Source organism: Micromonospora sp. IBHARD003 (assembly GCF_056106285.1).
This window is the reverse complement of sequence record NZ_JBWBBX010000001.1, coordinates 1,757,555-1,782,500: the sequence shown is the minus strand read 5'-3', so window position 1 is coordinate 1,782,500 and position 24,946 is coordinate 1,757,555. Positions and strand designations below refer to the sequence as shown.

The 24,946-nt window shown below is 70.5% G+C and carries 20 protein-coding genes and 2 rRNA genes (1 of these 22 only partly in view); 17 read left to right on the top strand and 5 right to left on the bottom strand.

Annotation, left to right across the window (positions count from 1 at the left end):
- The 4 genes from ACTWOL_RS07850 to ACTWOL_RS07835 all read left to right on the top strand — a co-directional run.
- Nucleotides 1-1,667, top strand: a 23S ribosomal RNA gene (locus tag ACTWOL_RS07850) (it extends 1,455 nt beyond the left edge of the window).
- A 111-nt stretch (nucleotides 1,668-1,778) separates the two neighbouring features.
- A 5S ribosomal RNA gene (rrf, locus tag ACTWOL_RS07845) occupies nucleotides 1,779-1,895 on the top strand.
- 187 nt (nucleotides 1,896-2,082) lie between these two features.
- Complete coding sequence (locus ACTWOL_RS07840) at nucleotides 2,083-3,342, top strand: hypothetical protein (RefSeq protein WP_474295759.1); 1,260 nt, start codon at nucleotides 2,083-2,085, stop codon at nucleotides 3,340-3,342.
- A complete protein-coding gene (locus tag ACTWOL_RS07835; RefSeq protein WP_474295757.1) occupies nucleotides 3,255-4,049 on the top strand; it encodes a tetratricopeptide repeat protein in 795 nt (264 codons plus the stop codon). Before ACTWOL_RS07840 ends, ACTWOL_RS07835 begins: the two co-directional genes overlap by 88 nt.
- A gap of 129 nt (nucleotides 4,050-4,178) precedes the next feature.
- Here the strand turns inward: ACTWOL_RS07835 and ACTWOL_RS07830 are convergent, their stop codons facing one another.
- A complete protein-coding gene (locus ACTWOL_RS07830) occupies nucleotides 4,179-5,459 on the bottom strand; it encodes a DUF1015 domain-containing protein (protein WP_474295755.1) in 1,281 nt (426 codons plus the stop codon).
- A gap of 73 nt (nucleotides 5,460-5,532) precedes the next feature.
- Here ACTWOL_RS07830 and ACTWOL_RS07825 point away from each other — a divergent pair, with 73 nt between their 5' ends.
- The 4 genes from ACTWOL_RS07825 to ACTWOL_RS07810 all read left to right on the top strand — a co-directional run bounded on the left by ACTWOL_RS07825 (nucleotide 5,533) and on the right by ACTWOL_RS07810 (nucleotide 9,717).
- Nucleotides 5,533-6,561 carry an HAD-IIA family hydrolase gene (locus tag ACTWOL_RS07825; protein WP_474295753.1) on the top strand — a complete coding sequence of 343 codons (1,029 nt, stop codon included), beginning with the start codon at nucleotides 5,533-5,535 and terminating at the stop codon, nucleotides 6,559-6,561.
- An 83-nt stretch (nucleotides 6,562-6,644) separates the two neighbouring features.
- Nucleotides 6,645-7,706 (top strand): FecCD family ABC transporter permease, encoded by a 1,062-nt coding sequence (locus ACTWOL_RS07820; protein WP_474295751.1) that lies wholly within the window; start codon nucleotides 6,645-6,647, stop codon nucleotides 7,704-7,706.
- A gap of 5 nt (nucleotides 7,707-7,711) precedes the next feature.
- Complete coding sequence (locus tag ACTWOL_RS07815; RefSeq protein ID WP_474301114.1) at nucleotides 7,712-8,740, top strand: FecCD family ABC transporter permease; 1,029 nt, start codon at nucleotides 7,712-7,714, stop codon at nucleotides 8,738-8,740.
- Nucleotides 8,741-8,886: 146 nt separating this feature from the next.
- Complete coding sequence (locus ACTWOL_RS07810; protein ID WP_474295749.1) at nucleotides 8,887-9,717, top strand: ABC transporter ATP-binding protein; 831 nt, start codon at nucleotides 8,887-8,889, stop codon at nucleotides 9,715-9,717.
- Between the two features lie 61 nt (nucleotides 9,718-9,778).
- Here the strand turns inward: ACTWOL_RS07810 and ACTWOL_RS07805 are convergent, their stop codons facing one another.
- Nucleotides 9,779-10,126: an SCP2 sterol-binding domain-containing protein gene (locus ACTWOL_RS07805; protein WP_474295747.1), complete on the bottom strand. Its 348-nt coding sequence runs from the start codon at nucleotides 10,124-10,126 to the stop codon at nucleotides 9,779-9,781.
- Nucleotides 10,127-10,168: 42 nt separating this feature from the next.
- On the opposite strand from ACTWOL_RS07805, the gene ACTWOL_RS07800 reads away from it, so the two are divergent.
- The 7 genes from ACTWOL_RS07800 to ACTWOL_RS07770 all read left to right on the top strand — a co-directional run bounded on the left by ACTWOL_RS07800 (nucleotide 10,169) and on the right by ACTWOL_RS07770 (nucleotide 17,054).
- Nucleotides 10,169-10,483 carry a hypothetical protein gene (locus ACTWOL_RS07800; protein WP_474295745.1) on the top strand — a complete coding sequence of 105 codons (315 nt, stop codon included), beginning with the start codon at nucleotides 10,169-10,171 and terminating at the stop codon, nucleotides 10,481-10,483.
- A 7-nt stretch (nucleotides 10,484-10,490) separates the two neighbouring features.
- A complete protein-coding gene (locus ACTWOL_RS07795; protein ID WP_474295743.1) occupies nucleotides 10,491-11,306 on the top strand; it encodes a TlyA family RNA methyltransferase in 816 nt (271 codons plus the stop codon).
- Nucleotides 11,303-12,226 carry an NAD kinase gene (locus ACTWOL_RS07790; RefSeq protein ID WP_474295741.1) on the top strand — a complete coding sequence of 308 codons (924 nt, stop codon included), beginning with the start codon at nucleotides 11,303-11,305 and terminating at the stop codon, nucleotides 12,224-12,226. Before ACTWOL_RS07795 ends, ACTWOL_RS07790 begins: the two co-directional genes overlap by 4 nt.
- A gap of 208 nt (nucleotides 12,227-12,434) precedes the next feature.
- Nucleotides 12,435-14,165 (top strand): DNA repair protein RecN, encoded by a 1,731-nt coding sequence (gene recN, locus ACTWOL_RS07785; protein ID WP_474295739.1) that lies wholly within the window; start codon nucleotides 12,435-12,437, stop codon nucleotides 14,163-14,165.
- Between the two features lie 176 nt (nucleotides 14,166-14,341).
- Complete coding sequence (locus ACTWOL_RS07780; protein ID WP_474295737.1) at nucleotides 14,342-15,079, top strand: hypothetical protein; 738 nt, start codon at nucleotides 14,342-14,344, stop codon at nucleotides 15,077-15,079.
- An 89-nt stretch (nucleotides 15,080-15,168) separates the two neighbouring features.
- Complete coding sequence (locus tag ACTWOL_RS07775; RefSeq protein WP_474295734.1) at nucleotides 15,169-16,266, top strand: glycosyltransferase family 4 protein; 1,098 nt, start codon at nucleotides 15,169-15,171, stop codon at nucleotides 16,264-16,266.
- Nucleotides 16,267-16,409: 143 nt separating this feature from the next.
- Complete coding sequence (locus ACTWOL_RS07770; protein ID WP_474295732.1) at nucleotides 16,410-17,054, top strand: cysteine hydrolase family protein; 645 nt, start codon at nucleotides 16,410-16,412, stop codon at nucleotides 17,052-17,054.
- 31 nt (nucleotides 17,055-17,085) lie between these two features.
- Here ACTWOL_RS07770 and ACTWOL_RS07765 read toward each other — a convergent pair whose 3' ends face one another.
- From ACTWOL_RS07765 to ACTWOL_RS07755, 3 genes are all read right to left on the bottom strand, one after another.
- Nucleotides 17,086-18,714 carry a PucR family transcriptional regulator gene (locus ACTWOL_RS07765; RefSeq protein WP_474295730.1) on the bottom strand — a complete coding sequence of 543 codons (1,629 nt, stop codon included), beginning with the start codon at nucleotides 18,712-18,714 and terminating at the stop codon, nucleotides 17,086-17,088.
- Between the two features lie 57 nt (nucleotides 18,715-18,771).
- Nucleotides 18,772-20,154: an FAD-binding oxidoreductase gene (locus ACTWOL_RS07760; protein ID WP_474295728.1), complete on the bottom strand. Its 1,383-nt coding sequence runs from the start codon at nucleotides 20,152-20,154 to the stop codon at nucleotides 18,772-18,774.
- 90 nt (nucleotides 20,155-20,244) lie between these two features.
- Entirely contained in the window at nucleotides 20,245-22,047 is a 1,803-nt protein-coding gene (locus ACTWOL_RS07755) for a glycoside hydrolase family 15 protein (protein WP_474295725.1), read from the bottom strand.
- Nucleotides 22,048-22,503: 456 nt separating this feature from the next.
- Here ACTWOL_RS07755 and ACTWOL_RS07750 point away from each other — a divergent pair, with 456 nt between their 5' ends.
- The gene (locus tag ACTWOL_RS07750; RefSeq protein ID WP_474295723.1) at nucleotides 22,504-24,180 is read left to right on the top strand and encodes a CTP synthase; all 1,677 of its coding nucleotides are present in this window, start codon (nucleotides 22,504-22,506) and stop codon (nucleotides 24,178-24,180) included.
- An 83-nt stretch (nucleotides 24,181-24,263) separates the two neighbouring features.
- Entirely contained in the window at nucleotides 24,264-24,890 is a 627-nt protein-coding gene (locus ACTWOL_RS07745) for an NUDIX domain-containing protein (RefSeq protein WP_474295721.1), read from the top strand.
- Nucleotides 24,891-24,946: the final 56 nt, after the last annotated feature.

The following is a 24,946-nucleotide window of genomic DNA, read 5'->3' as shown; positions in this document are numbered from 1 at the left end:
GTCGGGACCTAAGGCGAGGCCGACAGGCGTAGTCGATGGACAACCGGTTGATATTCCGGTACCCGCTTTGAAGCGCCCAATATCGAATCCATTAATGCTAAGGCCGTGAAGCCGCCCTTGATCTCTTCGGAGTGAGGGGGAGTGGTGGAGCCGCTGATCCAAGGTGGTAGTAGGTAAGTGATGGGGTGACGCAGGAAGGTAGTCCAGCCCGGGCGGTGGTTGTCCCGGGGTAAGGGTGTAGCCCGAGAGATAGGTAAATCCGTCTCTCATACAGGGTGAGACCTGATGCCGAGCCGATTGTGGTGAAGTGGATGATCCTATGCTGTCGAGAAAAGCCTCTAGCGAGTTTCATGGCGGCCCGTACCCTAAACCGACTCAGGTGGTCAGGTAGAGAATACCGAGGCGTTCGGGTGAACTATGGTTAAGGAACTCGGCAAAATGCCCCCGTAACTTCGGGAGAAGGGGGGCCACGTCTGGTGATCCGATTTACTCGGTGAGCTGGGGGTGGCCGCAGAGACCAGCGAGAAGCGACTGTTTACTAAAAACACAGGTCCGTGCGAAGCCGTAAGGCGATGTATACGGACTGACGCCTGCCCGGTGCTGGAACGTTAAGGGGACCGGTTAGCTCCATTTCGGTGGGGCGAAGCTGAGAACTTAAGCGCCAGTAAACGGCGGTGGTAACTATAACCATCCTAAGGTAGCGAAATTCCTTGTCGGGTAAGTTCCGACCTGCACGAATGGCGTAACGACTTCTCGACTGTCTCAACCATAGGCCCGGTGAAATTGCACTACGAGTAAAGATGCTCGTTTCGCGCAGCAGGACGGAAAGACCCCGGGACCTTTACTACAGTTTGATATTGGTGTTCGGTTCGGCTTGTGTAGGATAGGTGGGAGACTTTGAAGCGGCCACGCCAGTGGTTGTGGAGTCGTCGTTGAAATACCACTCTGGTCGTGCTGGATGTCTAACCTGGGTCCGTGATCCGGATCAGGGACAGTGTCTGATGGGTAGTTTAACTGGGGCGGTTGCCTCCTAAAGAGTAACGGAGGCGCCCAAAGGTTCCCTCAGCCTGGTTGGCAATCAGGTGTTGAGTGTAAGTGCACAAGGGAGCTTGACTGTGAGACCGACGGGTCGAGCAGGGACGAAAGTCGGGACTAGTGATCCGGCGGTGGCTTGTGGAAGCGCCGTCGCTCAACGGATAAAAGGTACCCCGGGGATAACAGGCTGATCTTCCCCAAGAGTCCATATCGACGGGATGGTTTGGCACCTCGATGTCGGCTCGTCGCATCCTGGGGCTGGAGTCGGTCCCAAGGGTTGGGCTGTTCGCCCATTAAAGCGGTACGCGAGCTGGGTTTAGAACGTCGTGAGACAGTTCGGTCCCTATCCGCTGCGCGCGCAGGAGTCTTGAGAAGGGCTGTCCCTAGTACGAGAGGACCGGGACGGACGAACCTCTGGTGTGCCAGTTGTTCTGCCAAGGGCATGGCTGGTTGGCTACGTTCGGGAGGGATAACCGCTGAAAGCATCTAAGCGGGAAGCCTGCTTCGAGATGAGGACTCCCACCCACTTGATGGGGTAAGGCTCCCAGTAGACGACTGGGTTGATAGGCCGGATATGGAAGCACGGTAACGTGTGGAGTTGACCGGTACTAATAGGCCGAGGGCTTGTCCTCAGTTGCTCGCGTCCACTGTGTGGTTCCCGGGTTGCGAACAGTCGCACCGGTTGAACCAAGTTGCACTTAATCAATTGAAAAGTGTGCTTGTTCGCTCGAACCCGATAGGGTTTCGGTGGTCATAGCGTTAGGGAAACGCCCGGTTACATTCCGAACCCGGAAGCTAAGCCTTTCAGCGCCGATGGTACTGCAGGGGGGACCCTGTGGGAGAGTAGGACGCCGCCGAACAATCTTTCTGGACCCGTGGTCCCAGCGTTCAGCTGGGACCACGGGTCCTTTTGTTTTGCCTGATAATTCCCGAAGCGCGCTGGGCGGCCGGCTGCGTGAGAATGACTGCGGTACCCGAAGACAGGAGCCATACCGATGCCCACCAACTCCTCCGACGATCGTCCGGAGCGCGAGCCGCGTCGCCGTGATGGCGACGGCGACCGGGGCGGCCACCGAGGCGGTCCCCGCCGGGACGACTCCCGCGGTGGGTACGGACGTCGGGACGACCGGCGCGATGGCCGCAGGGACGACGACCGTGGCGGCTACCGCAGCGGTTCCTCTTCCCGTGATGACAGCCGAGGTGGCTACGGACGCCGCGATGACGGCAGCGGTAGCCGCTTCCCGCGGGACGACCGCGGCCAAGCGCGCCGTGACGATCGCCGCGACGACAGCCGTGGCAGCCACTTCCCCCGTGATGACCGTGGCTATGCGCGCCGTGATGACCGCTCGGATAACCGTGGTGGTTTCCGGCGTGACGATCGTGCGCCGCGTCGGGATGACGACCGTGGTGGTTTCCGGCGGGATGACCGTGCTCCTCGGCGTGACGATGACCGTGGTGGCTTCCGGCGTGACGATCGTGCGCCGCGTCGGGATGACGACCGTGGTGGCTTCCGACGGGATGACCGTGCTCCCCGGCGTGACGATCGCCGTGACGACCGTGGCGGGTTCCGGCGCGAAGAGCGCCGTGATGACCGCGGATACGGCCGCAGGGATGACGACCGTGGTGGCTTCCGACGGGATGACCGCGGTCCTCGGCGTGACGATGACCGTGGTGGTTTCCGGCGTGACGATCGTGCGCCGCGTCGGGATGACGACCGTGGTGGTTTCCGGCGGGATGACCGCGGTCCTCGGCGTGACGATGACCGTGGTGGTTTCCGGCGTGACGATCGTGCGCCGCGTCGGGATGACGACCGTGGTGGTTTCCGGCGGGATGACCGTGCTCCTCGGCGTGACGATGACCGTGGTGGTTTCCGGCGTGACGATCGTGCGCCGCGTCGGGATGACGACCGTGGTGGTTTCCGACGGGATGACCGTGCTCCCCGGCGTGACGACGATCGAGGCTACGCACGCCGCGATGACCGCCGCGATGACCGTGGACCCCGTCGCAGCGACGACCGGGGCGGCTTCCGGCGTGACGACCGGCCGCGTGGGCCCCGCCGCGAGGACCGGGACCGTGACCGCAGTGGGTACCGGGGTCGTGACGACCGGGGCGGCCGTGACGACCGCGGTGGCTACGGGCGCCGCGACGACCGGGACCGCGATCGCGGACGGGACAGGGACCGGGAGCCGATCAAGCGGCTGCCGATCCCGGAGGACGTCATGGGCGACGAGCTCGACAAGGACGTCCACCAGGAGCTGCAGAGCCTGCCGAAGACCCTCGCGGAGGATGTCGCCAGGAACCTCGTGATGGTCGCGCGGCTGATCGACGAGGAGCCGGAGCAGGCGTACGGGTACTCGCGCGTGGCGCTGCGGCTCGCCTCCCGGGTCGCTGCCGTGCGGGAGGCCGCAGGTTTTGCCGCGTACGCCACGCAGAAGTACTCCGAGGCGCTCGCGGAGTTCCGGGCCGCCCGGCGGATGACCGGCAGCGTCGAGCTGTGGCCCGTCATGGCCGACTGCGAGCGGGGCCTCGGCCGGCCCGAGCGGGCCCTGGCGATGGCCGGTGAGGCCGACGTGCAGAAGCTGGACAAGGCCGGTCAGGTCGAGATGCGGCTCGTCGCCGCCGGAGCACGGCGTGACATGGGGCAGCTGGACGCCGCCATCGTCACCCTGCAGAGCCCTGAGCTGGCTTCGAGCACGGTCCAGCCGTGGAGCGCACGACTGCGCTACGCGTACGCCGACGCACTTCTCGCCGCAGGGCGCGAGGACGAGGCCCGCGAGTGGTTCGCCAAGGCCGTCGAGGCCGACAAGGACGGATCCACGAACGCCTCGGACCGGCTCGCCGAGCTCGATGGCGTCGAGTTCGTCGACGCGTTGTCCGACGATGAGGACGTCGTCGTACCCGGCAAGGAAGACGAAGCCGTGGAGAGCGAGGACGACGCCGAGTCCGCCCCGCTCGCGCAGGAGACCGAGCAGGCCGAGCAGGCCGAATCCGCCGAGGACGACGACAAGGCCTGATCGCGGCACGACGCCGGCATCCGGCGTCGCAGGCACAGCGAAGGTCCGGCTCCCCATGACTCCCATGGGGAGCCGGACCTTCGTCTTGTCGTCGTACGTCCACGGGCGCCGCCGCGCCACAGGGCGGGGTCAGCCCAGGCTCAGGCTCCGCAGCACCAGCCCTGTGGCCGGCTTCGGGCCGAAGGACGTCGACTTGCGCGGCATCGTGACTCCCTGGCGTGCGAGATCGCGTACGACCTCCTCGCGCACCGGGTGCATCAGGACCGCCGTGCCGCCACGCCGCTCGGCCTGCTCGACCGCGGCTTCGGCGTCATGGATGTAGGTGATCTCCACGGGGGAGTCGGGGATCCGCCAGATGTGCTGCAGCAGTGCGGAGTGCAGCACGGTCGCGTCGAGCCGGCGCCAGGCTTCCGGGCGGCCGCCCGGAACGGTACGCGCCAGCAGCGCGGCGTCGGGACGGTCCAGCAGATGGAACCGCCCATCCCCGGCGAGAAGGAAGGCGTTTCCCTCGGCCGCCGCCTCCGCCAGCGCCTCGAGCGCGTTCTCCAGCGGCCCGTCGACCGGGCGCACCCGGGCGTGGCCGGCGATAGCGGCGAGGGCGTCCGCGACCGGAAGACGGTTCAGCAGACGGTGGATCGCGCGGACCCGGAGCGGATAGCGGGCCGTGTCGATCAGGAGCACCAGGCCGTAGTTCCAGGCACCCGGCACCCGCTGTTCGTCACGCAGCAGCAGATAGGTCGCCCACCGGTGGTGGCCGTCCGCGATCAGGGCCTGGTGGCGGGTGAGGTCCTCTGCGATCTCCGCCAGGTCGGCGGGGGCGGTCACGGACCACAGACGGTGACTGAAGCCGTCCTCCGTGGTCGTCGCCAGCAGGGGGCGCTCGAGGGCGATCCGGTCGATGATCGCGCCGGCTCCGGTGTCGGAACCGTCGCTGCGATATGTGAGGAGCAGCGGCTCGAGGTTGGCCGCCGTGGTCCGCATCAGGGCCGCACGGTCGGCCACCACGTCGGGCATCACGTCCTCGTGCGGGAGCACGATGCCCTTGTCCGGCTCCGACAGGGCCAGTGCACCGATGAGCCCGCGCTGCAGGATGTCACCCTTGCGCTGTTCGTAGACGTAGAGGGCAGGCTCCGGATCGGGCGCGAGGACCCCCTCGGCCAGCCAGCGCTCCAGCGTCTCGGCGGCCTGCTCATGGCGTTCGGCGGGGGTGTCGGCCTGGGGGAGGATGAGCCGGACGATGTTGTACGGATCCGCCGACTCCAGGTGGTGCAGCCCGTCGGGGCGCACGACCACGTCGTACGGAGGCGAGGTCACGGCAGCAAGGCTGCCGACCCGTTCGGGGACATAGCGCAGTCCGCGGAACGGGATCATGTACAGACCGTCGTCGGCCGGGACACCTCTGGTGTTCATTCATGCATCGTATGTGGCCGTGGTCATGCGCGATGATCGGGGCAGAAGCGCCACGAGTGAGGAGCGGACCAGGATGGGCGAGCGGAGCAGGACCAGGCCGAGTGGCAGCGCGCGGGCGCTGAACGTCGCGTACGACACGGCACTGCTCGACCTCGACGGGGTGGTGTACGCGGGCGGGCAGGCGATCGCACACGCCGTGGAGGCCCTGGGGGCGGCGCGCGCCCGGGGGATGCACCTGGCGTACGTCACGAACAACGCGCTGCGCACCCCGGACGCCGTCGCGCACCATCTCACCGAGCTGGGGGTGCCCGCCCGGCCGGACGACGTCATCACCTCGGCGCAGGCCGTGGCGCGGCTGATCGCCGCACAGGTGCCTGCGGGCTCGCGGGTGCTGGTCGTCGGAGGTGAAGGGCTGCGGGTGGCGCTGCGTGAGCGTGGACTGGAGCCGGTCGAGTCGGCGGACGACGACCCGGCCGCCGTGGTGCAGGGATACGGCGGACCCGAGCTGGCGTGGGGACGATTCGCCGAGGCGTGTTACGCCATTGCGCGGGGTGTGCCGTGGTTCGCGTCCAACACGGATCTGACCATCCCGAGCGCACGGGGCATCGCGCCCGGCAACGGCGCCGCGGTGGAGGTGGTGCGGATCGCCACCGGAGCCGAGCCGCAGGTGGCAGGGAAGCCACTGCCGCCGATGCATCGCGAGACCGTCCTGCGGACGGGGGCCGAGCGCCCGCTGGTCGTGGGAGACCGGCTGGACACCGACATCGAGGGCGCGTTCAACGGGGGAGTGGACTCCCTGCTGGTGCTGACCGGCGTGACGGACGCCGCGCAGTTGCTCGCGGCCCGGCCGGAGCACCGGCCCACGTATGTGGACGCGGACCTGCGGGGTCTGCTGACCGGACAGCCCGAGGTGAGCGACAGCGGGGACGGGTTCATCTGCGGCGGCTGGACGGCTCGTGCGCACGAGGACGGGCTGGTGCTGGACGGGGACGGCGAAGCGCTCGACGGGCTGCGGGCGTTGTGCGCGGCGGCGTGGACCTGCGCCGGGGACGGAACGAGCAGGCTCGACGCAGGGAAGGCACTGGCCAGGCTGGGCTGGTGAGGCGTCGGCCGCCGGCACGCGCAGGCCCGCGAGAAGGGCTTCCCGGCCACCATGACCATGGCAGGCTAGGCTAACCTAACCGCGTGTTGGTCGACAGTCCTCCCCAAGAGAGCGCGGATCCGACAGGCGCACTGCCCGCGCCGGAACCGCGCAAGCGCCATGCGCTGCGTGCCGTCGGGCTGCTCGCCGCGGTCGGTGTCCTGCTGCTGGTCTGTGTCGCGAGCATCGCGATCGGCGCCAAGTCGGTGCCGGTGGGCGACGTGTGGCACGGTCTCTTCCACAGCACCGGCACCGCGAACGATGTGATCGTGCACGACCTCCGGGTGCCGAGAACGGTGCTCGGGCTGCTCGTCGGCATGGCACTCGGTCTTGCGGGCGCGGTGATGCAGGCGCTCACGCGCAATCCGCTCGCCGAGCCGGGACTGCTCGGGGTCAACGCGGGCGCGGCGGCGGCGGTCGTGTCCGCCATCACCTTCTTCGGCATCAAGTCCGTCGGCGGGTACGTGTGGTTCGCGTTCCTCGGCGCGGGTGTGGTCTCCGTCGCCGTCTACGTGCTCGGCGGCAGCCGCGGTGCCACACCGGTGCGGCTCGCACTCGCCGGCACCGCCGCCACCTACGCGTTGTTCGGCTATGTCAACGCCGTCCAGCTGCTGGATTCGGCCGCTCTGGACCGGCTGCGTTTCTGGGCCGTGGGATCGCTGGCCTCGGCCGACCACGCGACCATCGTCAAGATCGCTCCCTTCATCGGCGCCGGTGTCGTGGTCGCGCTGCTGATCGCCCGGCCGCTCAATGCCATGGAGATGGGCGATGACACCGCGCGTGCGCTGGGTGCCCATCTGACCCGTACGCGTGTGCTCGCGATGGTGGCGGTGACCCTGCTGTGCGGCGCGGCGACCGCCGCCTGCGGGCCGATCGTCTTCATCGGTCTGATGGTTCCGCATCTGGTCCGGGCCATCACCGGACCCGACATGCGCTGGATCATGCCGTACGCCGCGGTCCTCTCGCCCGTGCTGCTGCTCGGCTCCGATGTCGTCGGCAGGGTCGTGGCCCGTCCGTCCGAGCTGCAGGTCGGCATCGTCACGGCGTTCATCGGAGGGCCCGTCTTCATCTATCTCGTACGGCGCAAGAGGATGGCTCAGCTGTGAAGGCCGTGAAAGCGATACGCACTCCCGGCGGGTTCTCGGTACGCGTGGACCCCCGGGCGTCCCTGGTCGGGCTGCTGCTTCTGGCCGTCGCGCTGGTGGTCGCCGTCGTCCTCGTCGGAAGCGGCGACTTCCCGATGACGCCGGGTGAGGTGGTGGCGACCCTGATGGGCGACGGCACGCCCGCGCAGGAGTTCATCGTCCAGGACGTACGGCTGCCGCGGGTGCTGGTGGCGCTGCTGGTCGGTGCGGCGCTCGCGGTGGGCGGGGCGGTCTTCCAGTCCATCTCCCGCAATCCGCTGGGGAGTCCGGACGTCCTCGGCTTCGCCCAGGGAGCGACCGTCGGCGCGCTGGTCGTCATCGTCCTGTTCCAGGGCGGGGCCCTGGCGACCGCCGGTGGCGCGATCGTCGGCGGACTGGCGACCGGGGCCGGTGTCTATCTGCTCGCATGGAAGCGCGGAGTGCACGGCTACCGGCTGGTCCTGGTCGGTATCGGGGTGGCCGCGATGCTCACCGGTGCCATCCACTACCTCGTCACCAAGGCGAACCTCGTCGACGCCACCCGCGCCGTGGTCTGGATGACCGGCTCGCTCGACGGGCGGGACTGGAGCCAGTTCTGGCCGCTGCTCGCGGTGTGCGCGGTGCTCATCCCGCTCTGCCTGGCCTACGGGCGGCCGTTGCGGATGCTGGAGATGGGCGACGACGCGGGGAATGCCCTCGGGGTGAGCGTCGAGCGCACCCGGGGCGTGCTGATGGGCTCCGCCGTGCTGCTCACCGCCGTGGCCACCGCCGCGGCCGGGCCGATCGTGTTCGTCGCGCTCAGCGCCCCGCAGCTCGCCCGCCGGCTGACCCGCTCCGCGGGGCCCAACATCGGCGTGAGCGCCGTGATGGGCTCGGCGCTGCTGCTCACCGCGGACTGGGCAGCCACCTCGGCGTTCGGCGACCGCCAGCTTCCGGTCGGTGTCGTCACCGGTGTGCTCGGCGGCGTCTATCTGCTCTGGCTGCTCGTCACCGAGCGCAAGGCGGGGCGGGTATGACGGCCGCCCGCTCCGGGCGCGGTACCCCGCAGGAGCGAAGGAACGGGGCAGCACCGCGGCCGCGGCAGGGCGGCGAGCCGGCACCGCGGCCGCGCGGCACGGGACCACATCCGACCGAGACCGAGAAGAACCCCAGGAGTACGTCCATGCAGCGCCTCACCGCCGAGTCGGTCACCCTCGCCTACGACCAGCGCGTGATCGCCGAGGATCTCTCGGTCGAGATACCCGACAACTCGTTCACCGTGATCGTCGGTCCGAACGCCTGCGGCAAGTCCACGCTGCTGCGGGCACTCTCGAGGATGCTCAAGCCCAGCCAGGGCCGGGTGCTGCTGGACGGGCAGGCCATCCACTCGATGCCCGCGAAGAAGGTCGCCAGGACACTGGGGCTGCTGCCGCAGTCGTCGATCGCGCCCGACGGCATCACCGTCGGCGATCTCGTCTCCCGCGGCCGCTACCCGCACCAGGGTCTGCTGCGCCAGTGGTCACGGGAGGACGAACGGATCGTCAAGGAGTCGATGGCCGCGACCGGGGTCGCGGATCTGGCGGACCGGTACGTGGACGAGCTCTCCGGCGGTCAGCGGCAGCGCGTCTGGATCGCCATGGCGCTCGCCCAGCAGACGCCGCTGCTGCTCCTGGACGAGCCCACCACGTTCCTCGACATCCAGCACCAGCTGGAGATCCTCGATCTGTGCGCCGAGCTGCACGAGACGCAGGGGCGCACCCTCGTCGCCGTACTGCACGATCTCAACCAGGCCGCCCGGTACGCCACCCATCTCATCGCCATGCGGGGCGGCGAGATCGCCGCGGAGGGCGCACCCGGGGACGTCGTCACCGCCGATCTCGTCGAACGGGTATTCGGGGTGCGTTCGCAGGTGATCGATGATCCCGAGACGGGGACACCGCTGGTGGTGCCGCTGGCGCGGCGTCGCAAGGAGGAGCCGCGGGAAGCGGAGACCGCCGTCTCGGGGACGTCCTGATCTGCACAGATGTCATGGCCTGCGGTCTCCGCGGGCCGATGACCTGGCAGTGGCCCGGTGACTACAGCAGCGCCCTGAGACGCAGCAGATCGCGGAAGCCGGCCTCGAGGCCGACCCGGCCCGAGGCCCAGGCCTTGGCGAAGTTCAGCTTCCCGTCCACCATCGCCACCAGATCGTCACCGGTCATCGTGAGCCGGATGTCCGCCTTCCGTACGGGCGGGCCGTCCAGGGTGTCCAGCACCTTGATCCGGCCTGCCGTCAGACGGCCCGTGAAGGTGACGTCCAAGTCCTTGATGTGGCAGCTCAGGGAGCGGTCGAGCGTGGTAGCGCCGCTCAGCTCCCCTTCCGCCGCCGCCAGATTGTCCGAAAGTCTGCCGAGTGCGCTGCGGCACTCCTCCATCGTCGCCATCGTGATCGACGGTACCCCAGGGCTTCGGGGTAGCGTCTGGGCATGAGCGACTCGATCGAAGCGTCCGCGGAAAGCACGGCAGGCGCGCCAGGCGCCGCACCGGTACCGGCTGGGGGAGCCGAGCCGGTGCGGGAGGCGGACGTCCCCGCCGCGCCCGCGCCCCTGGGGGTCGAGCGCGTCCCCACCGGCGACGCCGCGGTGGACGCGCAGCTGGAGCGGCTGGCCGATGCGGACCTCCTCCCGGCGGACGGACACCTCGAGGTGTACGAGGATGTACATCGGGGGCTGCGCGACACGCTGACCGCCCTCGACGCCCAGCACCCGCGCCCCGACGCACCGCACAACCACAGGAGCTGAACCGAACGTGGCAGGAGTGGCACGCCGCCGCCTCGACGCCGAACTGGTACGCCGCAAGCTCGCCCGCTCGCGGGAGCACGCGGGCCAGCTGATCGCGGCAGGGCGGGTGACCGTCGGCGGCAACACCGCGACGAAGTCCGCCACCCAGGTCGAGACCAGCGCCGCCATCGTCGTCGCCCAGGACGACAGCGACCCCGATTACGTCTCTCGCGGTGGTCACAAGCTCGCGGGCGCGTTCGCGGCCTTCCTGCCACAGGGGCTGAAGACCGAAGGCAGGCGGGCGCTGGACGCGGGCGCCTCCACCGGTGGCTTCACGGATGTGCTGCTGCGCGCGGGCGCCGCACACGTGGTAGCCGTGGACGTCGGCTACGGCCAGCTCGCATGGTCTCTACAAAGTGATGAACGTGTGACGGTCAAGGACCGTACGAATGTGCGTGAGTTGACCCTGGAGACGATCGACGGTGTGGCGGTGGACCTGGTCGTGGGCGACCTGTCCTTCATCCCGCTCGGCCTCGTGCTTCCCGCACTCGTGCGCTGCACGTCGCCCGGCGCCGACCTCGTCCTCATGGTCAAGCCGCAGTTCGAAGTCGGCAAGGAGCGGCTCGGCAGCGGAGGAGTGGTGCGCAGCCCTGAACTGCGCGCCGAGGCGGTACGGACCGTGGCACGGCAGGCCGGAGAGCTCGGCCTTGGTGTGCTCGGCGTGGCCGCCAGTCCGCTGCCCGGACCCTCGGGGAACGTCGAATACTTTCTGTGGCTCCGGGCCGGGGCACCGGACCTCGACCCGGCGGATGTCGATCGTGCAGTGGCGGAGGGGCCGCGTTGACCGATACGAGCACGGATGCGAAGAGACACACCCGCACCGTCTTCCTGCTGGCGCACACCGGACGGCCGGCGGCCATCCGCAGCGCCGAACTCGTCGTCCAGGGACTGCTGCGCGCGGGCCTCGGGGTGCGGGTGCTCGCCTTCGAGGCGAGGGACCTCCCGCTGCCGGACGCCGTGGAAACCGTCCCCGAGGCCACGCCCGAGGTCCTGGACGGCTGTGAGCTGCTGATCGTGCTGGGGGGCGACGGGACGCTGCTGCGCGGCGCGGAGTTCGCGCGTGCGTCCGGGGTGCCGATGCTCGGCGTCAACCTGGGACGGGTCGGCTTCCTCGCGGAGGCCGAGCGGGACGACCTCGACAAGGTCGTCGACCGGGTGGTGACGCGCGCGTACGAGGTCGAGGAGCGGATGACCCTCGATGTCGCCGTACGCAGCAACGGCGACGTGGTCCACCGCGACTGGGCGCTCAACGAGGCCGCCGTGCAGAAGGTGTCGCCGGAACGCATCCTGGAGGTCCTCCTGGAGATCGACGGCAGGCCCGTCACGGCGTTCGGCTGCGACGGCATCGTCTGCGCGACCCCGACCGGTTCGACCGCGTACGCGTTCTCGGCGGGCGGTCCGGTGGTGTGGCCCGAGGTGGAGGCCCTGCTGATGGTGCCGATCAGCGCACATGCCCTGTTCGCGAAGCCGCTGGTCACCGCGCCGACGTCGGTCCTGGCCGTGGAGGTCCAGCCGAACACCCCGCACGGAGTGCTCTGGTGCGACGGCCGCAGGGCCGTGGAGCTGCCGCCCGCGGCGCGGGTGGAGGTGCGCCGGGGCGAGGTGCCGGTGCGGCTCGCACGGTTGCACCACGCGTCGTTCACGGACCGGCTGGTGGCGAAGTTCGCGCTGCCGGTGTCGGGGTGGCGGGGCGCTCCCCGCTGATCGGCGATCGGCCGGTCCCGCCGGAGGATGCCGGCACCGGTGGCGGCGTCACCGGCCGCAGCCCGGGACGCTCACCTCCCCGGTGTAGTGTCCCGGTGTCTCCACGGCCACTCCGGAGAGTGATGGCAGCCCTCCGCGACCTGCGGCTCTGCCGGTGAGGACCGGGGTCCGTCGCACAGCGGGAGCAGGACCTCGTAAGGTCTTCCCCGTGTTGGAGGAGATGCGGATACGGTCGCTCGGGGTCATCGACGATGCCGTCGTCGAGCTGTCACCCGGATTCACGGCGGTGACCGGCGAGACCGGCGCGGGCAAGACCATGGTCGTCACCAGTCTGGGACTGCTGCTCGGCGGGCGCGCCGATCCCGCCCTGGTGCGGATCGGCGCCAAGTCGGCGGTCGTGGAAGGGCGGGTCGCCCTGCCCGAGGGCGCCCCAGCCGCGGTACGCGCGGAGGAGGCCGGGGCCGAACTCGACGAGGGTGCGCTGCTGATCAGCCGGACGATTTCGGCCGAGGGTCGCTCACGCGCCCACCTCGGCGGACGGTCGGTGCCCGTCGGCATGCTCACGGAACTGGCCGACGAACTCGTCGCCGTCCACGGGCAGACCGACCAGCAGGGTCTGCTCAAGGCCGCGCGGCAGCGACAGGCACTGGACCGGTACGCCGGTGACGCCGTGTCCGGGCCGTACGCCGGATACCTGACCGCCTACCGGCGCCTCAAGGCCGTCGCCGCGGAGCTGGACGAGCTCACCACGCGGGCCCGCGAGCGGGCACAGGAAGCGGATCTGCTGCGCTTCGGGCTGAACGAGGTCGCGGGTGTCGAGCCGAGCGCGGGCGAGGACGTGGAGCTGGCCGCCGAGGCCGAGCGGCTCGGACACGCCGAGGCGCTCGCGTCGGCCGCCTCGGTCGCGCACGCGGCGCTCGCCGGCAATCCCGAGGATCCCGAGGGCATCGACGCCACCACGCTGGTCGCGGGTGCCGGGCGGGCCCTGGAGACCGTACGGGCCCATGACCCCGCGCTGGCCGCGCTGGCCGAACGCATGGGCGAGATCTCGATCCTGCTCGCCGACGTGGCGGGTGAGCTCGCCGGTTACGCCGACGATCTCGACGCCGATCCGCTGCGGCTGGCGGCGGTCGAGGAGCGGCGTGCCGCGCTCGCCGGGCTGACCCGCAAGTACGGCAAGGACATCAACGCCGTGCTGGCCTGGGCCGAGGAGGGCGCCCGGCGGGTCACCGAGCTGGAGGGCGACGACGACCGGATCGGCGAACTCACCGCGGAGCGCGATGCCCTGCGCGCTGAACTGTCCGTGCTGGCGCAGTCCCTGACCGACGCACGCACGGAGGCGGCGGCCCGCTTCGCCGGCGCCGTCACGGCGGAGCTGGCCCATCTGGCGATGCCGCACGCGCGCGTGACCATCGACATCCGCCAGTCCGAGGACCCGGACGGTATCGAGGTCGGCGGCCGCCGTGTCGCCTATGGGCCGTCCGGGGCGGACGAGGTCGAGCTGCTGCTCGCCCCGCATCCGGGTGCTCAGCCGCGGCCCATCGCCAAGGGTGCTTCGGGAGGTGAGCTCTCCCGGGTGATGCTCGCGGTGGAGGTCGTCTTCGCGGGGACCGACCCCGTGCCGACGTATCTGTTCGACGAGGTCGACGCGGGCGTCGGAGGAAAGGCCGCGGTCGAGATCGGGCGGCGGCTGGCGAAGCTCGCCAAGACCGCGCAGGTCGTGGTGGTCACGCATCTGCCGCAGGTGGCGGCGTTCGCCGACCGGCAGCTCCTCGTCGAGAAGACCGACGACGGATCGGTGACCCGGTCCGGGGTCACGGTGCTGGAGGGCGAGGACCGGGTGCGCGAGCTGTCCCGGATGCTCGCGGGCCAGGAGGACTCGGAGACGGCCCGGGCGCATGCGGAGGAACTGCTGGCGACGGCGCGTGCGGAGGTGTGACGGCGGCGCGTGCGGGGGCGTGACGGCGGCGGCCGGGGTCGGGCTTCGTCGCCCTTTTCGCCCCGGTCGCGGACCCCGGTACCCCTGAACCGCCCTTTCGCGCCGGGACGAGCCGTCTCCAGGCGGCCCTTGCCCGCCCATCCGGCGCACGAGCACGGCGTCCTAGGCTGACGATCATGGGAACCCTGAGCAGAGTCACCGCCCTCGCCGTCGCCGCGGGCGGCACACGCCTCGTCTACCGCGCACTCCGGGCGCGCACGCGTGGCGACGCGCGCTGGGAACGCACCAACTACGCCGGGCGCACCGTCGATCTGTGCGCCGGTCCCGCGGTGACCGCGGGGGTGGTGGCCGGTGCGATGGCGGTGGGCGCCCCGGCAGCCGCTGCCGCCGCCCTGGCGGCCGGAGCGTGCGGGGCGTACGACGATGTCGCGGGGGACGACCGGCGGGGCTTCCCGGCCCATCTCGCGGCCCTGAGGCAGGGCGAGGTCACCAGCGGCGCCGTCAAGCTCTTCGGGGTCGGGGCCGCCGGACTCCTCGCCGGGGCGCTGCTCAAGGAGCGGCCCGTCGACAAGGTGCTCGCGGGGGTGGTGATCGCGGGCACGGCGCACCTGGCGAACCTCGTGGACGTACGGCCCGGGCGCGCAGGCCTCATCGTGCTCGGCCTCGGCGCGCCGGGACTGCTGCGGGGACCGCTCGCCGCCGTCCCCATGGGGGCCGCGGCCGCGGTGATGGGCGACGACCTGGGCGAGAGCACCATGCTCGGCGACGCGGGGGCGCACGCCCTCGGCGCGGCCGTCGGAGCTGCGATGGCCGTGGGCAACGGCCGTACGGGACTGGCCGTTCACGCGGCCGCGCTGATCGCCGCGGCGGCGTGCGGCGAACGGATCACCGAACTCGCGCGCTCACCCATGTGAGTGAACCGGCCGACGGAGTTGCCGCGTGGGGCAGGGGAAAGACGTTCCAGCGGTGCCGGAACGTGCGTACGGGCTGGCATCCTTGGCGCGTGACACAGCTGCGTACGGTCCAGGTGCTGAGCGGCGGCAGCGCGGGCAGCAGCGCTCATGTCAGATCACTCGCCGCGGGGCTGGTGGCGAGGGGCGTGCGGGTGACCGTATGCGCCCCCGCCGCCCTGGAGCACGAGTACGACTTCCTGGGCACCGGAGCGCATTTCGTGCCCGTACCGCCGCGCAGTGACCCGGCCGCCGTCGGTGCGCTGAGGGCGGCGTGCGCCCGCGCGGACGTCGTACACGCGCATGGACTCAACGCCGCCGTGCGCGCCGGGCTCGCCATCGGCAGGCAGCCCGGCCTCCCCCTCGTCGTCACCTGGCACACCCGGCCGCACGCGGCGGGCGCCAGGGGACCGGTGGTACGGCTGATGGAACGCAGGGCGGTACGCACGGCCACGGTGGTGCTCGCCACCTCGTCCGAGCTGGTCGACCGGGCGCGAGAGAGGGGCGCGCGCGATGCCCGGCTGTCCCCGGTGGCGGTGCCGGGGCCACGCGGCTGCGCGGGCTCGTACGAGAACAAGGCTCGGGCGGAACTGGGCGCCGTCGACCGGCCGTTGCTCATGGCCGTGGGCAGGCTGGAATCCGGGCGGGGATACACCACCCTCCTCGACGCGTCCCGGGACTGGCTCGGGCTCGACCCCGTGCCCCTGGTCGCGATCGCGGGCGAGGGCCGCGGACGGGCGCCGCTGCAGCGCCGGATCGATGCCGAGGGTCTCCCCGTCCGGCTCATCGGCCGTCGAACCGACATCACGGACCTTCTCGCGGCCGCCGACATCGCGCTTCTGCCCAGCCGCTGGGAGGCACGCTCGCTCCTGGCGCAGGAGGCCCTGCGCCTCGGTGTGCCGCTGGTGGCGACCCGTGTCGGCGCGATCCCCGAACTGGTCGGTGACGCGGCCGAGCTGGTGCCCTACGGGGACCCCGGCGCACTGTCCACGGCGGTGACCGGGCTGCTCGCCGACTCGTCCCGCCGGCGCCGGCTGGCGGCGGCGGGACAGGCCCAGGCGGCCACCTGGCCGACGGAGGACGAGACCATCGCCCAGATCCTGAGCATCTACGACGAGTTCGCCCCGCCGCGCCGTCGCCCGCCGGACTGACCCGGCCGGCCGCCGTGCGGGGCCGTCACCCGGCCCCGCACCGGACGCCGCTGCCGCGGCCTGCCCGGCCGTCGGGGCGCGGGCCGTCTCCCGATGGTCCGTCATGGGTGCGGCGGCCGTACGGAGGTAGTAGCGTCGCGCCCGTGGATGAGCGATTCGGGCTGGCAGTTCCGCGTTCTCTCGAAGAAGCCTGCGATCCGCGGCGCACAGCGCTGCTGGTCTACGACATGCAGGCGGGCATTCTGGCGCAGATCAAGGACCGCGACCGGATCGTCCGCCGCGCGGTCGAGACCGTCGAAGCCGCCCGGACCGTCGGGATCCGCACCTACTTCCTGCGCCACGTCACGCTTCCGCCCGAACTGATGGGCGCCTCTCAGCTGCGGATGTGGCGCAGCTGGCAGGGCGCCGCACAGGCCGCCGACGTGGTCTCGCCCTTCCCTCCGGCCGCTCCCCACACCCAGTTCGTCCCCGAGCTGCGGCCCACGAACCGGGACGCGGTGGTCGACAAGATCACCATGTCGGCGTTCGAGGGCACATGGCTGGACATCGCGCTGCGCGACTGCGGCATCACCACCGTCGTCGTCATCGGCGTCGCCATGGAGATCGGCATCGAGCCGACCGTCCGCCACGCCTCGGATCTGGGCTACGTCCCCGTCGTCGTCACCGATGCCTGCGGTGCGGGCGACGCGGACGCCGGCGAGCGGTCGCTGGCCGCGCTGCGCTTCGCGGGGGACGCCCTGCTGACCACCGTCGAGGAGTTCCGCTCCGTACTGCCCCGTCGTCCCTGACCACCCGGCCGTCAGGGCGCGAGCCGGGAGCCTACGGGAGGTGTCTGCGCGCCCGCAGGGCCAGCGACAGGGCCAGCACCGTCTGCGGGTCGTCGAGGTCCGTGCCCAGCAACTCCGCGATACGCGCGAGCCGGTTGTAGAGCGTCTGGCGGTTGAGATGGAGCTCGCGGGCCGTCTCCGCCTTACGGCCCGCGTGGGCGAGATACGTCTCCAGCGTGGGCAGCAACGGCGGGCGTGAGGCGCGGTCGTGCTCGCGCAGCGGCCCGATCGCCCGGTCCACGAAGGCCGCCAGGTCAGGGTGGTCCCGCAACCGCCACAGCAGCAGGTCGATGTCGAGCCGGCGCGCGTCGTACCAGGGCCGTTCGACCAGCCCGAGTGCCGCGGTCGCCGTCTCGGACACATGGCGCAGACCGGCCGACGTCCCGGCCCAGCCGCCCGCGACGCCGACGACGACCACCGGTGGATGGGCTCCTGCGCGCTCCATGCCCGCCCGCTTGAGGCCGGCGCGCAGAGCCGCCGCGACCCGGTCCGCGACCGCCGCGCGTTCCGACTCGGCGCGCAGACCGACCAGCAGCGGTACGCGGCCTTCCACCGGCCGTACCCCGAGCAGCACCGGTACGCCCACGGACTGCAGTTCCTCGAGCACCGCACGGGCCAGGAGCGACCAGTTCCCCGACGGCGAGAGTTCCGGGGCCAGCCGCATCACCACCGGAAGCAACGGCCCGTCGCCGGGCTTGAAGCCGAGTACCCGGGCCTGCTCGGGTGCGTCCTCCGCGGTGATCCGGCCCTCCGCGAGATCGGTCAGGAAGTCGCCCCGGCCGCGCGCGGCGAGCTCCTCCTCCTGGCGTGCCTGCATGAGGACCACCGCGAGAACGGCCGCCGCCCGCTCGAGCGCCATCCGGTGCACCGGGAGCAGGGTCGCGGCGACCGCCGGTACGACGAGGCGGGCGCGCACCGACCCGGTGCCGGGGCCACCGCCCGGCACATCCACCAGGGCGGTCCCGGCAGGCGGTCCGGACTCCCGGGCGGCACGCTGCCCGCGCAGCCCCTCCCACACCTGGAGCGGGTCGGCGGCGGCCGGCCCCGAGCCGCTCTCCGCCGCGTACAGCAGCTGCCCGTCCGCCGTCTCGAGGAACACCGGGTTGGCCGTGAAGTCCGCGAGGATCCGCAGTACCTGGGGGATGCCGCCGCCGCCCAGCAGAGCCTCGGTGCACCGCCGGTGCACCTCGTCCGCGCGCTGCAGCAGGGCGTAGTGCAGATTGACGATCTCGGTGTGGACCTCCTCCGTCACCGAGACGAACGGCACCTCGCGGTGCAGCTGGATCAGCGGCAGCCCGGCGGCGGTCGCGGCATCGACGACGGCGGCGGGAAGGCGGGTGAAGCGCGAGCCGAGCTCGACGACGAGCGCCGACACCCCGCGGTCCGCGAGGCGCCGTACGAAGGCGCGCTGTTCGGCGGGACGGCTGCCGATCCCCAGCCCCGTCGTCAGCAGCAGCTCCCCGCCCTTGAGCAGCGAGGCGATGTAGGACACCTCACCGGCGTGCACCCAGCGGACCGTACGGTTCAGCCGGTCGGCACCGGCCACCACCTCGGGGAGCCCGCTGCGGAGTCCGGGCAGCTCAAGCGCCCGCTGCACGGTGATACCGCCCTGTGTTTCCATTGCCGGGACGCTACCTGGGCGAAAGATCCACGGACAACCACCAGCCGGGGCCGGAGATCAGCCCGGCCTGATGTTGTGGTTGAGCCGGAACACATTGTCGGGGTCGTACTGCGACTTGACCGCGGCGAGCCGCCGGTAGTTGGCGGCCCCGAAGCCGGCCACCACCCGCTCCTCCCCTTCCAGACCGGTGAAGTTGAGATAGGTCGTGCCGAGCGACCAGGGCTCGACATCGGACCGGACGTCACGTACCCACTGCCGGCCGCGCTCGTCGTCGGCCACGTCGTTCCAGATGGCGAAGGGATGCACGGCCCACTGGGCGGACCGCCACGGCACCGGGAAGTCGGAGTCGTCGCGGAAGAGTGCGCCGCCCATGGGGAAGAGGATGTGCTGGGAGTTCGACGGCACGATCATCGACGAGGCACGGGCGCAGAAGACGTCCACTGCGTCGGGCGGCAGGGTGTCGAGATACTCCGCCGACCAGTAGTTCCGCAGGCCCGGTGGATCGTCGAGCATGCACTGCAGCTCGGCGTAGGGGAGCTCCATGACGAGCTCCGCCGCATGGCCGAGGTCCAGCAGCGGACCGGCCGCCCTGCGCAGCTCCGGTTCGGTGCCCGCAAAGGTGATCAGCACCAGGGTCACGGCCTGGTTCACCAGGTGCTCGGGCATGAAGTCCTCGGGCGGGCCGGTGAGATAGATGAACCCGCCGCCCAGTTCGTCAGGGGCGCTCGCCAGGACGTCCCGGTAGACGGGGAGCACCTCGGCCCCGCGATCGGCCGGGAAGAAGATCATCGCGACCGACATGGCGGGCAGGGAGTGCAGCTTCAGGGTGATCGAGGTGGCCACCCCGAAGTTGCCGCCGCCGCCGTGGAGCGCCCAGAACAGCTCCGGGTTCTCGTCCGCGTCGGCGTGGATCTCGGTGCCTTCGGCGGTCACCAGATCCACGGCGACCAGATTGTCGCAGGCCAGCCCGTACTTCCGCTCCAGCCAACCGGATCCGCCGCCGAGGGTGAACCCGCCGACACCGGTGGTGGACGCCCTGCCTCCGGTGGTCGCCAGCCTGAACGGCTCGGCGGCCCGGTCGAGATGGCTCATCGTGGCTCCACCACCGACCCGGGCCGTGCGGGCGTCCGGGTCCACCGTGACCGCATGCATCCGGCGTAGATCGATCACCAGACCGCCGTCGGTGCTCGCGAGACCTGCGACGCTGTGGCCGCCACCGCGGACCGCCAGCTCCAGACCGTGCTCCCGGCCGAAGCGGATCGCCGCGGCGACGTCGGCCGCCGACTCGCACTGGGCGATCACGCCCGGCCGCCGGTCGATCATCGCGTTGAAGAGCGTGCGGGCTTCGTCGTACCCCGGATCACCCGGGGCGATGACCTCGCCGGTGACGGTCTCGCGTAGCCCGTCCAGGGCCGCTTCCGCTACGGGCTGGGGCGCCATGATGCCCCCTTCCGGGGCGCGAACAGGACCTTTTCATCGTAGGTACGAGCGGTCCTGCCGCGCACATCCGGAGCCGTCCCGGCCGGTCCCTCAGCCTCCGTACGCGCCGGACGCGGTGAGCCGCAGCGCCGTGTCGATCAGCGGCACATGGCTGAAGGCCTGTGGGAAGTTGCCCACCTGGCGCTGCAGCCGGGGGTCCCACTCCTCGGCGAGCAGCCCGAGGTCGTTCCGCAGCGACAGCAGCTTCTCGAAGAGCCGCCGTGCCTCGTCGACGCGTCCGATCATCGCCAGGTCGTCGGCCAGCCAGAACGAGCAGGCGAGGAAGGCGCCCTCGTCGCCCTCGAGCCCGTCGACCCCTGCCTCGTCGCCGGCCGTCGGGTAGCGCAGCACGAAACCGTCCGGTGTGGACAGCTCCCGCTGGATCGCCTCGATCGTGCCGATGACGCGCTTGTCGTCCGGAGGCAGGAAGCCCATCTGCGGGATGAGCAGCAGCGAGGCGTCGAGCTCCTTGGAGCCGTACGACTGCGTGAAGGTGTTGCGCTCCTTGTCGTAGCCCTTTTCGCACACGTCGCGATGGATCTCGTCGCGGAGGTCCCGCCAGCGCTCCAGAGGGCCGTCCGCGTCGCCCGACTCGATCAGCTTGATCGTGCGGTCGACGGCCACCCAGGCCATGACCTTGGAATGGACGAAGTGGCGGCGCGGCCCGCGGACCTCCCAGATGCCCTCGTCCGGCTGGTCCCAGTGGTCCTCGAGATAGCGGATCAGCTTGAGCTGGAGCACGGAGGCGTAGTCGTTGCGCGACAGGCCGGTCATGTGCGCCAGGTGCAGGGCCTCGGTGACTTCGCCGTAGACATCGAGCTGGAGCTGGCTCGCGGCGCCGTTGCCGACCCGGACCGGGGTGGAGTTCTCGTACCCCGGCAGCCAGTCCAGCTCCGCCTCGCCGAGCTCGCGCTCGCCGGCGATGCCGTACATGATCTGCAGGTTCTCCGGGTCGCCGGCGACCGCGCGCAGCAGCCACTCACGCCAGGCCCGGGCCTCTTCCCGGTAGCCCGTGCGCAGCAGCGAGGACAGCGTGATCGCCGCGTCCCGCAGCCAGGTGTAGCGGTAGTCCCAGTTCCGTACGCCGCCGATCTCCTCCGGCAGGGAGGTGGTCGGGGCGGCGACGATCCCGCCGGTCGGGGCGTAGGTCAGCGCCTTCAGCGTGATCAGCGAGCGGACCACCGACTCCCGGTAGGGGCCGTGGTACGTACAGTGCTCGACCCACTCGCGCCAGAAATCCTCGGTGGCGTCCAGCGACCCCTCGGGGTCGGGAAGCGCCGGGGGCTCACGGTGCGAGGGCTGCCAGCTGATGGTGAAGGCGACCCGGTCGCCGGGGGAGACGGTGAAGTCGGAGTACGTCGTGAGGTCCTTGCCGTAGGTCTCCGTCGGTGTGTCCAGCCACACCGAGTCGGGGCCGGCGACCGCGACCGTCCGGTTGTCGACCTTGTGCACCCACGGCACGACCCGTCCGTAGCTGAACCGCATCCGCAGCGTCGAGCGCATCGGGACACGGCCGCTGACGCCCTCCACGATCCGGATCAGCTGGGGTGCCCCGTCACGTGGCGGCATGAAATCCGTCACACGGACCGTGCCGCGTGGGGTGTCCCACTCCGATTCCAGGATCAGCGAGTCCCCGCGATACCTGCGGCGGTCTGCCGTGGGGGGCTCCGCCTCGCCCGGATACGCGGGCCCGAGGCGCCAGAAGCCATGCTCCTCGGTGCCGAGAAGTCCCGCGAAGATGGCATGCGAGTCGAAGCGGGGCAGGCACAGCCAGTCGACTGTGCCGTCCCGGCAGACCAGGGCAGCGGTCTGCATGTCCCCGATGAGTGCGTAGTCCTCGATGCGCCCGGCCAATGGATCTCCAGTTGAACGGCCACGTCCGCCCTGCGTGGCACTTTCTTCGGTCAAGGGTGTCAATCGGTCAATCGGTCATTGACGAGCTCTTGTTCCGGGTGAAGGGCGGGGGTGGTGCCAATCGCCGGCTTGCTCGGAGAGCGACATTCCGAACCAAGTGTCCGAGCAGGATACGACGCACCCCCGTGATCCGCGCGACGCTCCCGGCAATCCGGTGCCGCCGAACGGGTGACCGACGGGTGAGTCCGGAGAAGCCCGTGATGGCCATGATGCCCCGTGTGGCCGGAAGCAGTCTCCCCCCGGCGCTGATACCCTGGTAGCCCGTGGACCGGTGGGCTCCTCTCGTGAATGGCGGCCCCCGAACCGCAGCGACGGCACCCCGGAAATCTCCGGATCTCCACAGCGGGAGCGCCGGTACGCACCACCACTCGCGACCACGGGAGCCCCCTCTTGGCCATGCCGGCTCGATCCTCGACATCCACGACGACCAAGCACATCTTCGTCACCGGGGGTGTCGCCTCCTCCCTCGGCAAGGGCCTGACGGCCTCCAGTCTGGGTGCTCTGCTCAAGGCACGCGGCCTGCGGGTCACGATGCAGAAGCTCGACCCGTATCTGAACGTCGACCCGGGCACCATGAACCCGTTCCAGCACGGTGAGGTGTTCGTCACCAACGACGGCGCCGAGACCGACCTGGACATCGGCCACTACGAGCGCTTCCTCGACGTCGACCTGGACGGCTCCGCGAACGTCACCACCGGCCAGGTGTACTCCACGGTCATCGCCAAGGAGCGCCGCGGCGAGTACCTGGGCGACACGGTCCAGGTGATTCCGCACATCACCAACGAGATCAAGCACCGCATCCGCCGGATGGCCACGGACGATGTGGATGTCGTGATCACGGAGGTCGGCGGCACGGTCGGCGACATCGAGTCGCTGCCGTTCCTGGAGACCGTCCGCCAGGTCCGCCACGAGGTCGGCCGGGACAACGTCTTCGTCGTGCACATCTCGCTGCTGCCCTACATCGGTCCTTCGGGCGAGCTCAAGACCAAGCCCACGCAGCACTCGGTCGCCGCGCTGCGCAACATCGGTATCCAGCCCGACGCGATCGTGCTGCGCGCCGACCGCGACGTGCCGACGGCGATCAAGCGCAAGATCTCGCTGATGTGCGACGTGGACGAGGCGGCCGTGGTCGCGGCGATCGACGCCAAGTCGATCTACGACATCCCCAAGGTGCTGCACACCGAGGGTCTGGACGCCTATGTGGTGCGCAAGCTGGACCTGCCGTTCCGCGACGTCGACTGGACGATCTGGGACGACCTGCTGGACCGTGTCCACAATCCGGACCACGAGATCAGTCTGGCCCTGGTCGGCAAGTACATCGACCTGCCGGACGCCTATCTCTCGGTGACCGAGGCACTGCGGGCCGGCGGTTTCGCCAACCGGGCCCGGGTCAAGATCAAGTGGGTCACGTCGGACGACTGCAAGACGCAGGCGGACGCCGCGAAGCAGCTCGGTGACGTGGACGCGATCTGCATCCCGGGCGGCTTCGGGGACCGCGGGGTCAGCGGCAAGGTCGGCGCGATCCGTTACGCCCGCGAGAACAAGATCCCGCTGCTGGGGCTGTGCCTGGGTCTGCAGTGCATCGTGATCGAGGCCGCGCGCAACCTGGCCGGGATCCCCGAGGCGAACTCCACCGAGTTCGACGCGACCACCGCCCACCCCGTCATCTCGACGATGGAGGAGCAGCTCGCCTACGTGGAGGGCGCGGGCGACCTCGGCGGCACGATGCGTCTCGGGCTCTACCCGGCGAAGCTCGCCGAGGGCTCGATCGTCCGCGAGGTCTACGACGACCAGCCGTACGTCGACGAGCGCCACCGCCACCGCTACGAGGTGAACAACGCCTACCGCGCGGAGCTGGAGAAGAAGGCGGGCATCGTCTTCTCGGGAACCTCCCCGGACAACAAGCTCGTCGAGTACGTCGAGTACCCGCGCGACGTCCACCCCTACCTGGTCGCGACCCAGGCCCACCCGGAGCTCCGGTCCCGCCCGACCCGTCCTCACCCGCTGTTTGCCGGACTGGTGAAGGCGGCCGTGCAGCGGCAGGCCGAGGCGGCGCGCAAGACGGGCAAGTAAGGCAAAGCACTAACGTGGACCGGGGTACGGGCCGGCTCTCGGGCCGCGTACCCCGGTTCCGGCGTTTGGGAGGACGTACGTACATGACCATCAAGGACACCCCTGAGGAATGGCGGATCACCGCGACCGCGACCCCTTTCCAGGGGAACAAGACGAGCGTCCGCACCGATGATGTGGTCATGCCCGACGGCGCGGTCGTGCGCCGTGACTACCAGGTCCACCCGGGCTCCGTGGCGGTGCTCGCCCTCGACGAGTCGGACCGTGTCCTCGTACTCCGCCAGTACCGGCACCCCGTGCGGCACAAGCTGTGGGAGATCCCGGCCGGGCTCCTCGACGTCCCCGGCGAGAACCCGCTGACGGCGGCTCAGCGCGAGCTGTACGAAGAGGCGCACGTCAAGGCCGTCGACTGGCGGGTACTCGTCGACGTCTACACCACGCCGGGCGGCTGCGACGAGGCGGTGCGGGTCTTCCTGGCCCGTGACCTCTCCGAGGCCGACGGCGAACGCTTCCGGGTCTCCGACGAGGAGGCCGACATGGAACTGGCCCGGGTGCCGCTGCAGGACCTGGTGCGCGGTGTGCTCGCGGGGGAGCTGCACAACAACTGCCTGGCCGTGGGCGTGCTCTCGCTCGCGGCAGTGCTCGCGGGCGACGGCGTGGAGTCCCTCCGTCCGGCCGAGGCGCCGTGGCCGGCCCGGCCGTTCGGGGCGTAGGCGCGAGGAGCGCCTGCGCGGGCGTCCGGTGGGACGATCGGTTGATCCGATCGAGG